The 12,787-nt window shown below is 63.1% G+C and carries 14 protein-coding genes; 3 read left to right on the top strand and 11 right to left on the bottom strand.

The annotated features are described in order from the left end of the window. Positions 1-10: 10 nt before the first annotated feature. The 3 genes from MF4836_RS28400 to yiaY all read right to left on the bottom strand — a co-directional run bounded on the left by MF4836_RS28400 (position 11) and on the right by yiaY (position 2,806). Complete coding sequence (locus tag MF4836_RS28400) at positions 11-748, bottom strand: hypothetical protein (protein ID WP_238596228.1); 738 nt, start codon at positions 746-748, stop codon at positions 11-13. A 25-nt stretch (positions 749-773) separates the two neighbouring features. After that, a complete protein-coding gene (locus tag MF4836_RS28395) occupies positions 774-1,508 on the bottom strand; it encodes a hypothetical protein (protein ID WP_078473146.1) in 735 nt (244 codons plus the stop codon). 149 nt (positions 1,509-1,657) lie between these two features. Beyond that, the gene (yiaY, locus tag MF4836_RS28390) at positions 1,658-2,806 is read right to left on the bottom strand and encodes an L-threonine dehydrogenase (protein WP_078473145.1); all 1,149 of its coding nucleotides are present in this window, start codon (positions 2,804-2,806) and stop codon (positions 1,658-1,660) included. Between the two features lie 148 nt (positions 2,807-2,954). Here yiaY and MF4836_RS28385 point away from each other — a divergent pair, with 148 nt between their 5' ends. Further along, on the top strand, positions 2,955-3,974 hold the full coding sequence (locus MF4836_RS28385; RefSeq protein WP_078473144.1) for a DUF4917 family protein: 1,020 nt from the start codon (positions 2,955-2,957) through the stop codon (positions 3,972-3,974). A gap of 184 nt (positions 3,975-4,158) precedes the next feature. On the opposite strand, the gene MF4836_RS28380 is transcribed toward MF4836_RS28385, so the two are convergent. Continuing rightward, complete coding sequence (locus MF4836_RS28380; RefSeq protein WP_020297446.1) at positions 4,159-4,698, bottom strand: helix-turn-helix domain-containing protein; 540 nt, start codon at positions 4,696-4,698, stop codon at positions 4,159-4,161. Positions 4,699-4,857: 159 nt separating this feature from the next. Here MF4836_RS28380 and MF4836_RS28375 point away from each other — a divergent pair, with 159 nt between their 5' ends. Continuing rightward, the gene (locus tag MF4836_RS28375) at positions 4,858-5,640 is read left to right on the top strand and encodes an aldolase (protein ID WP_078473143.1); all 783 of its coding nucleotides are present in this window, start codon (positions 4,858-4,860) and stop codon (positions 5,638-5,640) included. Positions 5,641-5,669: 29 nt separating this feature from the next. Further along, on the top strand, positions 5,670-6,557 hold the full coding sequence (locus MF4836_RS28370) for a dihydrodipicolinate synthase family protein (protein ID WP_078473142.1): 888 nt from the start codon (positions 5,670-5,672) through the stop codon (positions 6,555-6,557). Between the two features lie 66 nt (positions 6,558-6,623). Here the strand turns inward: MF4836_RS28370 and MF4836_RS28365 are convergent, their stop codons facing one another. From MF4836_RS28365 to MF4836_RS28335, 7 genes are all read right to left on the bottom strand, one after another. After that, complete coding sequence (locus tag MF4836_RS28365; RefSeq protein WP_078473141.1) at positions 6,624-7,157, bottom strand: hypothetical protein; 534 nt, start codon at positions 7,155-7,157, stop codon at positions 6,624-6,626. Then, complete coding sequence (locus MF4836_RS28360; protein WP_078473140.1) at positions 7,157-7,801, bottom strand: hypothetical protein; 645 nt, start codon at positions 7,799-7,801, stop codon at positions 7,157-7,159. The genes MF4836_RS28365 and MF4836_RS28360 overlap by 1 nt, the downstream gene beginning before the upstream one ends. Before the next feature lie 197 nt (positions 7,802-7,998). Beyond that, complete coding sequence (locus MF4836_RS28355; protein WP_078473139.1) at positions 7,999-8,343, bottom strand: YegP family protein; 345 nt, start codon at positions 8,341-8,343, stop codon at positions 7,999-8,001. 77 nt (positions 8,344-8,420) lie between these two features. Beyond that, the gene (locus MF4836_RS28350; protein ID WP_078473138.1) at positions 8,421-9,851 is read right to left on the bottom strand and encodes an MFS transporter; all 1,431 of its coding nucleotides are present in this window, start codon (positions 9,849-9,851) and stop codon (positions 8,421-8,423) included. 159 nt (positions 9,852-10,010) lie between these two features. Then, positions 10,011-10,760 (bottom strand): tRNA-dependent cyclodipeptide synthase, encoded by a 750-nt coding sequence (locus MF4836_RS28345; RefSeq protein WP_020297453.1) that lies wholly within the window; start codon positions 10,758-10,760, stop codon positions 10,011-10,013. Positions 10,761-10,764: 4 nt separating this feature from the next. Beyond that, a complete protein-coding gene (locus MF4836_RS28340) occupies positions 10,765-11,541 on the bottom strand; it encodes a 2OG-Fe(II) oxygenase (protein ID WP_020297454.1) in 777 nt (258 codons plus the stop codon). 280 nt (positions 11,542-11,821) lie between these two features. Further along, a complete protein-coding gene (locus tag MF4836_RS28335) occupies positions 11,822-12,736 on the bottom strand; it encodes an aliphatic sulfonate ABC transporter substrate-binding protein (RefSeq protein ID WP_078473251.1) in 915 nt (304 codons plus the stop codon). Positions 12,737-12,787: the final 51 nt, after the last annotated feature.

Here is a 12,787-nt window from a genome sequence, read left to right as displayed (position 1 = left end):
GCCGCAGCCCTCAGCGCCAGGCCTTCAGACCTGGGGGCACGCTGTAGCGCTGGCCGTCATAACGCAAGGTGGTGGTGGCGGTACGGGTGTGGCTGGAGGCCGTGGTGCAATCGTCGCCCTGCTCAAGGGCTTCGCTGTCGGTGGCCACGGTGGTGACGATCAGGTCGGCGTACCCCTGGCTGCGGGTCTTGGCCACGGCCACGGTACTTTTGCTGTCGGAGAAATGCCCGTTGCAGCGGGTATCCCATTCACCACTGGAAGACTCCACCACCAGCTTCTCCAGGATTGGACGCAGCGTCTTGCCATCGCGCACGTACAGGGTCAGCCAGGTTTCGCCATCGGGGTTGGCGCGGGAGGTGCCTTCGAAAAAACTGCGGATGCCAAAGGCCCGCACCTGCTCGTTCAAGCGATAGCGCGCCGTGTCGATACCCAGGCCACGGAAGGTGCTGGTGTCGGAAAGAATCGCCGCAGGCAGGGAGTAAGACGCCTGGACGCTGCCGTCGCGGCTGGACACCAGCGCCAGCTGCAGCTCATAGCTGCCGGGCTCTTCGGGCGGCAAGGCCTGTTGCGGATGCTCCAACCGCGCCTGCCCGGTGATTCGGGTGCCGGGGTAGGCCAGCCAGTCCTTGCACACCTCATACAGCACCTCGGCCCCGGAATAGGCACTGGCTCGGCATTCGGCCGCAGCCTGGACGGCGACGCCACACAGGCCCAGCGCGATCACGCCACGCAGGCAAAACCGCTTCATGTTCATCCACACCTCTTGAAAATGTTCATTCGTCACGCAGGCCCTGAGGCACCACGTAGCGTTGGCCGTCGTAACGCAGGGTGACCTGGCTGACCTGTGGCGGGCTGTTTTTTTCCAGGCATTGGTCGCCGCGCTGGGTGGCTTGGCGCTTGACCACAGAGGTCTTGACGATCAGGTCGGCGAAGCCGTGGCTGCGGGTGGTGGCCATGGCCAGGGTACGTTTGCGGGTGCTGAATTGGCCCTGGCAACGACCTTCGCTTTCGCCCCCGTACTGATACACGTTGAGGTCGCTTAGCAGCGGGCGCAGTGCTTGCCCCTGGACCACGAACAGCGAGAGGTTTTCACTGGCGAACGGGTTGTACATCGACTCGTGGCTGAAATGGCTGCGAATGCCGAAGGCGCGAACACCTTCGCCCACCTGATAACGCGCGGTGTCCACGGACAACCCATCGAAGGCCACGGCATCGGAGCTGATGGCTTGTGTCTGCGTGTAAGACGCCTTGACCTGCTGGCTGCCCGCATCGACCAGGGTCACGAGCAGGTCGAACAGGCCGGCCTGCGCTTCGCCCGTGACGTTATCGGGCGCGGTGGCTAGGGCGCGGATCTGCACCCCGGCCTGGGCCGGCCAATCCTTGCACGCCGTGTACCCCAGGGTGCCCGGTGGCAGCGGCGGTTCCTGGCATTGCGCGTGACTCTGGCTGGCCAACAGCAGCAGGCCGCTGGCGGCCAGGCCTGTCAGCAAAGGGTGGTTGAAGATCATTGCCTGCTCCCTGCGTTACCCAAAAAAGCCCGTTTCGGCGGCGCACTATCGCCGCTCAGCCGGTTGCTTTCAATGGTGCAGGCCAGGGAGTGTGAGGGCACGCCGGCCCCTGAGGTTCAGGGGCCGGCGTGAGGTGCGGGGTCAGCGGATCAGAAGGCGCTGCGGAAGATTTCTTCAATCTGCCGTTGGTCCGCCGCCCGAGGGTTGGTCAGGCCGCAGGCGTCTTTCAGGGCGTTGGCGGCGAGGATCGGGATGTCCGGCAACTTGGCGCCCAACTGGCGCAGGCCGGCCGGGATGTCCACGTCCCGTGCCAGACTGCGAATCGCGGCGATGGCCGCCTGGGCGCCCTCTTCCGGGCTGAAGCCGCGAATGTCGGCGCCCATGGCGTGGGCCACATCGGTCAGGCGTTCGGCACAGACCGAGGCGTTGAAACTCTGCACATGGGGCAGCAACACCGCATTGCACACACCGTGGGGCAGGTCATAGAACCCGCCCAACTGGTGCGCCATGGCATGCACGAAACCCAGGGAGGCATTGTTGAAGGCCATGCCGGCGAGGAACTGGGCGTACGCCATGTTCTCCCGGGCCGTGAGGTCGGAGCCGTCGTGCACCGCCTGGCGCAGGTTGTTGCTGATCATGTCGATGGCTTTCAACGCACAGGCGTCGGTGATCGGGTTGGCCGCAGTCGACACATAGGCTTCGATCGCGTGGGTCAGGGCGTCCATGCCGGTGGCGGCAGTCAGGCCCTTGGGCATGGCGACCATCAGCGCCGGGTCGTTGACCGACAGCAGCGGCGTGACGTTGCGGTCGACAATGGCCATTTTCACGTGGCGCGCTTCGTCGGTGATGATGCAGAAGCGGGTCATCTCGCTGGCAGTGCCGGCGGTGGTGTTGATGGCGATCAGCGGCAGCTGCGGCTTGGCCGACTGGTCGACGCCCTCGTAGTCGCGGATATGCCCGCCATTGGTGGCGCACAGGGCAATGCCCTTGGCGCAGTCATGGGGCGAACCGCCGCCCAGGGAAATCACGAAATCGCAGTTGCCCTCGCGCAGGCGCAGCAGGCCCTGTTCGACGTTATCAATGCTCGGGTTGGGCTTGGCGCCGTCGAACACCAGCGAGTCGATGTCCTGCATCGCCAGCTTCTCGGCGATCATGCTCGCCACCCCGGCTTTGGCCAGGCCGGCATCGGTGACGATCAGCGCCTTGCGAAAGCCGTAGTTGCGAATCGCGTTCATGGCCTCGTCGAGACAGCCAATGCCCATGATGTTGACCGCGGGAATAAAAAACGTGCTGCTCATGGAAAATCCTCTTGGCTGGGCCGAACCGCGAAACGCCAATTCAGCAAATGCCTACAGGATCGACCCATCGGTCACCGCCGATCTTGACCTGGCTCAACAGTCGGTCGTGATAAAGTCGGCGCCCTGTGCCTTGAGACGACGAACCGCGATGATGGATTTCCAGGAATTTGACGCCAACCTTGAAGACTGGGAGGCCTTGCGCGCCAGCACGCCGATTGCCGGGCTGCTGATCGGCAATGGTGCCAGCCGTGCGGTCTGGGACGATTTCGCCTATGACTCGCTGTTCGAAAACGCGCGCACCGTCGAAGAAAAACCCCTGAGCCAGTCCGAACTGAGTGTGTTCGATGCCCTGCAGACCCGCAGCTTCGAACAGGTGCTCGGCGCCCTGAAGACCACCAGCCGGGTCAACAAGGCCCTGGCCGTGAGTTCGGCAGCGCCGCGCAATCGCTACTACGCGATCAAGGAAGCGCTGATCAACACCGTGCACGCGGTGCACATCCCCTGGCGCCTGGTGCAACCGGCGAGCCTGGCCTTGATCAATCAGGAACTGCGCCGCTATCGCACGGTGTTCACCACCAATTACGACCTGCTCAACTACTGGGCGATCCAGCATGACAACCCGGGTATCGACGACCTGTTCCACGGCAGCGAACCGATGTTCGATGTGCGCGATACCGCCAGCAGCGACACGCGTTTTTTGTACCTGCACGGGGGCCTGCACCTGGTGCGCAACGTCGACGGCAGCGCACGCAAACTGACCTCCACCGAGGGCACGCTACTGGGCAGCTTCGCCATCAACAACACCATCAAGACCCTGGATGACGTGCCGCTGTTCGTCACCGAAGGGCCGCTGGCAGACAAGCTCAAGACCATTCGCAGCAGCGATTACCTGTCGTTCTGCTACGAGCAACTGCTGGGCCACGGCGACGCCTTGTGCATCTTCGGCCACAACCTCGGCCCCCAGGACAACCACCTGGTGCAAGCCATCCGCCAATCCGGGAGCAAGACCCTGGCGATCTCGATCCACCCGCGCAGCAAGGCCTTTATCCAGCACCAGAAACGCCACTACGCCACGCTGTTCGACGGCATGGACGTGACGCTGCGTTTCTTCGATGCCAAGAGCCATGCGCTGGGCAATCCGAAACTGTCGGTGCCTGTCGAACGTTGATTGCGTAACCCCGCGCATACCCCTGTAGCCGCTGCCGCAGGCTCGGGGCCGCGTTCGGACGCTGGCCCTTGCCGGCGCCGTGAGGCGTCAGGCAAATGGAGGTCGTTGCAGATGGCCTGCGCAGCCTCGCACTCTCGGCAGCGGCTACAACGCTCAACGGCGGCGTTGTGTGTCATGCAGGTCGCTACTGCTCCCCGCTGTGCACCACCACCAGCAACTGCGCCTGGACCTCGCCCACCGAGCGGATGCGGTGGGGTTTCTGGGCGTTGAAGTGCAGGGCGTCGCCGCGATTGAGCAGCACCCGTTCGTTCATGAAGTCGACTTCGACCTGGCCTTCGTGGACAAACAGAAACTCCTCCCCCAGGTGCTCCTTGAAGGTCTTGTCGCTGAACTCCCTGGCCGGATAAATGATGAACGGCAACAGGCTGCGCTCGCTGACCTGATGGGCCAGCACCGCATATCCCGGCTGGTCGCCGGCCGCCAGGGACTGGCGCTGGTCGCTGCGTACCAGGCTGTAGCTGTCGAGGCTGACGGCGTCTTCGGCGAACAGTTCCTCGACCTTGACGTTCAATGCCTTGGCCAATTTCAGCGCCGCGGCAATCGATGGCGTGTTCAGCCCGCGCTCGACCTTGGACAGGTAACTCTTGGTCATCCCGGATTTTTCAGCCAGGGCCTCCAGAGTCACGCCAAGTTTTTTTCTGAGTAATTTCAAACGGATAGACATGTAGAGCGGTTAATCCATTGAGGAGGCGACGATTTGTGCTTGCCAATGACACAAAGTGTCATATAGCCTCTTTAGTGTCATTTGCTTTAACCCAACGACCTTGCGAGCAGCGGGGGCTGGCAAATCCGACGTCCAATAGACTCAGTAAAGGACACCGATATGGCCAAGACATTAGCACTACCCAAAGAGCAACTGGTCAAGCAGGCGCTGACCCAGATGCAAAACACCCTGGCGGATAATACGTGGACCGACCGGCAAAAGCTGGCCCTGACCTGCCGCATCCTGTTCGAGAACGGCCACGACTCCGGCCTGGCCGGGCAGATCACCGCCCGCGGCCCGCAACCCGGGACCTACTACACCCAGCAATTGGGCCTGGGTTTCGACGAAATCACCGCCGGCAATCTGTTGCTGGTCAACGAAGACCTGGAGGTGCTCGAAGGCCACGGCATGCCCAACCCGGCCAACCGCTTCCACAGTTGGGTGTACCGTGCGCGGCCGGATGTGAACTGCATCATCCACACGCACCCGACCCACGTCGCCGCGCTGTCGATGCTGGAAGTGCCGCTCGAGGTGTCGCACATGGACCTCTGCCCGCTGTATGAAGATTGCGCGTTTCTCGAAGGCTGGCCGGGGGTGCCGGTGGGCAATGAGGAAGGCGAAATCATCGCCTCGGCCCTGGGCGACAAGCGCGCCATCCTGCTCTCGCACCATGGCCAACTGTCCAGCGGTGCGAGCATCGAAGAGGCCTGTGTGATCGCCCAGTTGATCGAGCGTGCGGCCAAGTTGCAGCTGCTGGCCATGGCCGCCGGCCGCATCAAGCCGATCCTTCCGGAACTGGGGCGCGAAGCCCATGACTGGATTTCCCGGCCCAAACGCCACGCCGCCGCCTTCAACTATTACGCTCGGCAGAACCTCAAGCAGCACGCCGATTGCCTGAACTGAAACCACCCGGACATTAAAGGAGCGACCCCATGTCGACCCCACGCATTCACGGCATCATCGGCTACACCATCACCCCCTTCAGCGCCAACGGCGAACAACTGGACCTGGACGCCCTGGGTCGCTCCATCGACCGCCTGATCGACAGCGGCGTGCACGCCATCGCGCCCCTGGGCAGCACCGGCGAAGGCGCGTACCTGAGCGACGCCGAGTGGGACCAGGTCAGCGAGTTCAGCATCCGCCACGTGGCCAAGCGCGTACCGACCATCGTCAGCGTGTCCGACCTGACCACCGCCAAGGCCGTGCGTCGCGCGCGCTTTGCCGAGCGCCACGGCGCCGACGTGGTGATGGTGCTACCGGCGTCGTACTGGAAACTCAGCGCGGCGGAAATTCTCGCCCACTACCAGGCCATCGGCGCCAGCATCGGCGTGCCGATCATGCTCTACAACAACCCGGTCACCAGCGGCACCGACCTGCCGGTGGAGCTGATCCTGAAAATCTTCCACGCCGTGGAAAACGTGACCATGGTCAAGGAGAGCACCGGCGACATCCAGCGCATGCACCAACTGCAATTGCTCGGTGAAGGCCAGGTGCCGTTCTACAACGGTTGCAATCCCCTGGCGCTGGAAGCCTTCGCCGCCGGTGCCGCCGGCTGGTGCACCGCCGCGCCGAACCTGATCCCCGAGCTCAACCTGGCGCTGTACCAGGCGGTGCTGGCCAACGACCTTAACCAGGCCCGCGCGCTGTTCTACCGCCAGTTGCCGTTGCTCGACTTCATCCTCAAGGGCGGCCTGCCGACCACCATCAAGGCCGGCCTGGAGCTGACCGGGCTGCCCGTCGGCGAGCCGCGCCGGCCGCTGTTTGCCCTGGACGCCGCCGGGCGCCACCAGTTGCAGCAGTTGCTCAACACCCTGGGTTGAATCCAGGCAAAAAAACCCGGGCGCATCTGCGCTCGGGCTTTTGCCTGGGCGATGGCCAGCCACTGCTCAGTGGCTGTTCAACGCCGCCGCCGGCATCGGCTTGAAGATCGGGTCCTTGAGCATCTGCGCGATAAAGTCATCGGTGATGCGCTGCACGTGCGGGTACTGGCCGCCATCGAGATTGACCCAGCCGCGCCAGGAGCTGGTGTGATTGCTGATCAGGTATCTGGCCAGCGGCTGGTCGCCACGGCTGACATGGAAAACCACCTGGCTGTCCCAAGTGGCCGGGGCCGGCACGATAAACAGGGTCAGGGCGCTGAGCAGGCCCAGGGGGATATTCTGCCAACCGAAGTAATCACTGTTGGCCGCCACGATCACGTTGTAGCCCTCGGCGCTGTGGCCATCGAGCACCTGTTCGAAGGTGCCACGGCGCCGCAGTTCATTGCGGATCAGCGCACCGGGGATGGGTCCGATCACGCTGACATTGATCGGCGGCAGCGACTGGCGGTAATCGACCTCGGCCGGCTTGAGGCTGTGAGTGGTCTGGCATCCGCCGAGGCCCAGCATCAGCAGCACCCACAAGCAAAACGTACTACGCATCACAGGTCTCCCGACAGCATGGCTTTAAGCATCGAGGCCTTGGGCCCCTGCTCCTTGACGATCAACGGCGTGGCTTCTTCCATTTTCTCCAGGTCGACCCGTTGCAGGCTTGGCACCTGCGGGTACTTGGCCCGCACCAGGGCGGCATCGCGCTCCAGATGATCGCTGTGCAGGAAGATGCATTTGGCGCCACCAGCCGACAGACACCCGGCGCGGAAATCACCGACGTAATAGGCCTTGCCGGCTTCCAGCTCCAGGGGGATGGAGAAGTCTTCACGGCTCCAGGAGGTGGCGTTGCCGCGATCGAAATGCAGGTTGTAGATCTCATAGCGCCCGGGCTTGAGCGGCATCACGAACAGGCTGCCGATGCCGTGCCAGGTCTCGCGCACATCACGAGGGGTACGGGCATAGAACTGGTTGTACAGACGCGCGGTGGCAAAACCGTCGCCACCCCGTGGACGGATCAGCAGCATCTGTTCGTTGGCGGTGTACAAAGCCTGCGGCCAGATACCGACCACACCCACCACATAAGCCACGCCCGACTGCGGGTCGGGGTTCATGCTGTCGGCAATTTTGGTGGCAGACAGGCTGTAGCAGCCGCTCAGGGCCAGCAGCGCGGCGAGTAAGACGAGAGGGCGAATCATGAGGTCGCAGGTCCCTTGGACGATGATCGATAACGTCAGCCAGGGCACCAGGCATCCCCACTTCCCTGTGACGGGCGCGGAGGATAAAGCAAGCGATAGCATTTCGCCATAATTCAGTCGTCAAACCCCTGACGGTCCACTCCGAAGAGCGCCAGGCTGCGCCGCCCCTGGGAGCGGCGAGCCTGTAAGGACGCGGCCTACAGCGCCGGCGCGGTCTTGTCCTTGATCGGACCGACGGGGCCATTGGCCTTGACACTGGCGATGCCTTTTTCCAGCGCAGCGCTGGAGGAATAGGCCTCGCCGTTGCCGATGACCTGGTGGTTGGCGGCCTTGAGGTTGAAGTACGGATGACCGTCCTTGGTGGTCTTGCGTTCGTAGCGCTCATCCAGTGCGCTGTTGGTGCGTACCGCAGCGATGCCATTTTCGGCGGCGCTGCGGGTGGTATACAGCTCGCTGGTGAGCAGGATTTCGGCATTGGCCGCCTTCAGGACAAAAAGGAACTGGCCATTGCTGCTTTTGCTCAACTCGTACCATCCGGACATAAACGTGCTCCTTGGGTGATCAGGCAGTGAAGGTGCCTTGAGAGTAAAGACCCTGGCCAAACTTTAGCCACCCGCCCTCAACCCCCCCTCGCGCCCTCCTCCACCACGCCCAGGCCCTGGGGTTGACGCTGGCGCAGCAGCACACTCACTGCCGCCCACACCGCCTGGGTCACACCGGCCAGAAACAGCATCACGGCGCGGTAACCGTTGAGAAAGGCAGCGTGCCCATCGTCCACCGGGGTCGCGGAAAAGTGGTGATACAGGCCCACCCCCAACGCCAGGCCCAGGCCGCCGCCGACGTTGTGCAAGGTCATCAGCGAGCCCATAGCCACCGAGCCGACCTCCTGGGGCACCGAGGAAATCCCCAGTACCGTCGATGGCCCGAGAATGCTCGCCCAGCCCAGGCCCATGATCACAAAGGCGGCCAACAGGTACGGCAGCGAGGTCTGGCCATCGAAACCGGCCTGCAACAGCGCCGACAGCACAAACAACAGCAACCCGGTCTTGATCAGCAGCGCCGGGCCCTTGCGGTCCACCAGGCGTCCCACCAGGGGCGAGAGCACGGCCACGCCGAGGGTGGTGGGCAGCAGCAGCCAGCCGCTGGCCTGCACGCTTTCGCCACGGATCAACGCCAGGTACAGCGGCATGACAAAGAACGCCACGCAATAGAACACTGCCAGGCCAAAGCTGGCCAAGACCCCGGCGACAAAGCGCCGGTTGGCGAACAGTTTGAGGTCGATGATCGGCGCCGCGACCCGTTGTTCCACCGCCACAAAGGCCGCCAGGGCCAGTACGGCAATGGCGATCAGCGCCAGGGTGGTCGACGACCCCCAGCCCCAGGCCGCGCCCTGGACGATCACCAGCACCAGGCTCGGCAAGCCGATCAGCAACAGCAGCGCCCCCAGCCAATCCAGGCGTGCCCCGCTGGCGGGTGCCCGCGATTCGTCGACGCTGACGCTGCAAATGGCCAGGCTCAGGAGCACGAATGGCACGTTGATCAGGAAGATCCACTGCCAGCCAAAGGCGCTGGTGATGACACCGCCAAGCACCGGCCCGATGGCCAGGCCCACGCCGTTGACCCCGAACAGCACGCCAAACGCCTTGCCCTGTTCGGCGCTGTCGAAGGTACTGGAGACAATCGCCCCCGACGCGGTGTAGAGCACCGCGCAGGCCAGGCCCTGGACGATCCGGGCGACGATCAGGCCGTCGATCCGGCTGGCCAGTCCGGCCGCCAATGACGCCAGTCCAAACACCGTCAGGCCGATAAACAGCACGCGCTTGCGCCCATGCAGATCAGCCAGGCGCCCCACCAGCACCATGAAACTTGAAAGAGCGAGGATAAAACCGTTGATCACCCATTGCAGGCTGTCGACCGAGGCGCCGAGGTCGGTTTGCAGTGCCGGAAGCGCGGTGTTGACGATGGTGAAATCGACACACCCGAGAAAACTGGCAATGCTCACTCCGAGCAGTGCCCACCATTTGCGTTGCTGTTGCGCAAAAACGCTCATGGAAACTCCTTAGCGAAAAATCATGGAAATCTGCGGCCGCTGCGGCCGGCCGAGCCCTGGGCTGGACGATGGGCGGTTGGGCCGAGATCGTCCGGGGGCTGAGGGCCAGCGCAGCCTCGTACCTTGGCAGCGGCTACAGATTGCGGGTTGCAGGTGGGGCTAGATGGCGATGGCTCCACTGGACCAGTTGGGGTGGATGACGCCGGGCAAGGTGAAGGGGATCGGGATCCCGCGTTTCTTGAACTTGAGCGGCAGCCAGCGCACCCGGTCCGGGCTGTGGGGCTCGATCAACAGGTCGCGGCTGGTGGCCATGGCGGCGGTCATCTGCTGCGGGTACAGCACGTAGTCATACCCCTCGGCCGCCCACAGCGGCAGGATGATCGGGATTTCCTCGAGGATGTATTCGCGGCACTGGGCCGCCGCGCGCTCGATGTCGGCGTGTTCGTCCCGCAGACGCAGGCGATCGGTAAACACCGCGATGGTGCTTTCAATCGCTTCGCGCAGTTCGTGGCGCTCGTGGTAGACCAGGTTCAGTTGCTGGCGCAGTTCGGCGTAGTGATCGCTGGCCAGTTCCTGGTTCCAGCGGGTGATCTGGTACGGCACCCGCAGGCCATCGAGGATGCTCTGGTTGCGCGCCAGCCAGGCATCGCCGTCGCGGATCGAGGCCGACAGCGCTTCGCCCGGAGATTTGCCGTGCTTGTTGTGGCGCTGCAAGGTGTCGGCCACCACCACTTTGACGTGGCTGAAGCCGGACTGATTGATCAGGTGGATGGTCGAACGCAGCTTCTGGTCCTCGTGGTATTCCTGGCCGACGCTGACCGCCAGCACCACACGCTTGCCTTCGAACTCATGTTCTTCGCCGCCCTTGTTGAAGTAGGCCTTGAGGTTGATTTCCTGCACGTTGCTCATGGGGTTAGCTCCAGTAGGCCAAAGGCTGGTGTTCGCCGTAAAAACCGATAAAGACGCCGAGGGTGATCCGGGTGCTGCTCGCCGAAGGGCGGACCGCGTGGATCAGCCGTGGGTTGAGCAGGATCAGGTCGCCCGGTTCCGGCTTGATCACAAAATCCGGGGGCGGCAGCAGGTGGCGTTCGATGCCGTAGGCGCGCTCGCCGCGCAGGCGGTTGTATTCCTCCTCGTCGGGCTCGATGCCCCAGATCTCCAGCTCGCCGCCGTCTTCAGGTATCTCCAGGTAAATGTTGGTCGACAGCTGGCTCAGCAGCGGCTGGCTATGGCCCTCGGGCGCATTGCGTTCGAGGTTGTCGGTGTGCGGCGTCAGGTCCACGCCGCTGCCCTGGAAACGGGCGATGCCGACGAAGCATTTCTGCCCGTCCACCTGCAACAGGTGCGCGCCCTGGGGCCAGACTTCGTCCAGCAACAGGCGCAACTCGTCGATGGGTGAGGCCAGCGGGCGGAACACCTGGCGGATCTTGCGGATATTGCCCAGCGCCTGGGCGTGGTACTCGGCGCGGCTCTGCTCGTCCTGGATTTCGATGTAGGCCTTGCCGATGCGCACGAATTCCTTTTGTTCGCTGAAGGCGCTGCGCAGCTCGTGCTGGTACAGATGATCGCGCGCCACCTGCAAGGTATCCGGTGGGCAGAAACCTTTGAGCTGCACCCCATAAGAGCGCTTCTCCACGACATCGAGGATATGCCGTGCTTCAAGTTGATCGGCAGTAATGACTGTAAACATGCAAGCTCCCTTATTCCCTGGAAGTAGTGCGAAGAGAACAACGTAATATTTTGTTGCAAAGCCACCTTAGTCAGCCAAAAGTCCGTTGTGAAATACCCTTTACCTCTATTATCCAAACTTAAAAATGTATTGAAAAAAGAGCGCAAAAGGCCCTGCAACAGCCTTCACAGGCCGAGCAACAACGTACTTTCAAATACACTAAGAGCGCATGACCAAATAACTTCAATCGCCGCACATAACAGCAAAACTCCCGAATTTAATTAATGAAAGCTTCATCTTCTTACTTCACTTCATTGAAGCGGTCATCAAAGTAGGCCGGTGCATCGAATGTGCTCTGGATAATGCCCTCCTCGCGATACAGATCGGCGGTGTGCTGGACGTCCTCGATCACCGCCGGGCCGATGGCGATCCGTTGCGGTCGTGAATAACGATTGGAACGTTCGTGGATTTCCACCGGCAGGCCGCTGTACACCGCCTGGATCCGGGAGAACTCTTCCTGGTGCTGGTCGGCCCAGACATAGGCCCGCGCCAGGCGCCGCAGGAAATCGTCGATCTGCGGCGCCTTGTCCTGGATCGCCTGATCGCTGGCCACCAGCAACATATGCCCGGCGAACAAGCCCTCGCCGCTGATCAGCACCCGGGTTCCACCGGCCATCTGCACCATGCTGGTGTAGGGGTCCCAGGTCGACCAGGCATCGGCCTGACCGTTGGCCAGCACGCTGCGCGAGTCGCCGGGCTGGAGGAAAATAAACTGCGCATCGGTGCCATGCAGGCCCACCGAGCGCAGGGCCGCCAGGGCCAGGAAATGGCCGATGGAACCGCGGGTGGTGGTGATACGCCGGCCCTTGAGGCTGGCGGCGTCGGTCAGGGGCGAATCCTGGTTGACCACGATTGCCACCGCGGTCGGCGTGACCTTGAGCTTGATCACCCCGACGGTCTTCATCGCCGCCCCGGCCGCCGCCGCAAACACAAAGGGCGCATCGCCCAGGGCACCGATGTCCACCGCCCCCGCCGACAGTGCCTCGGCGGTCGGTGCCGCGGCAGCAAAGGAGGCGAATTCGATCGGGTACGGCACCTGCTCCAGCTCGCCGGCGGCCTGCAGCAGAATCTTCAGCGACTGCTTCTGGCTGGAGACCCGCAACCGGTTGTCGGCCTGGGCTGCGGTGCCCAGCAAACACAGAATCAGCAACAGCATCCTGTAACCGCTGCCGAGCCCGCGAGGCTGCGCCGACCCGGCCAGGCACCG

Origin of the sequence: Pseudomonas sp. MF4836 (genome assembly GCF_002018875.1) — a bacterium.
GTDB lineage: Bacteria > Pseudomonadota > Gammaproteobacteria > Pseudomonadales > Pseudomonadaceae > Aquipseudomonas.
The sequence above is the reverse complement of the archived record's forward strand: the minus strand, read 5'-3'. Positions and strand labels throughout refer to the sequence as shown.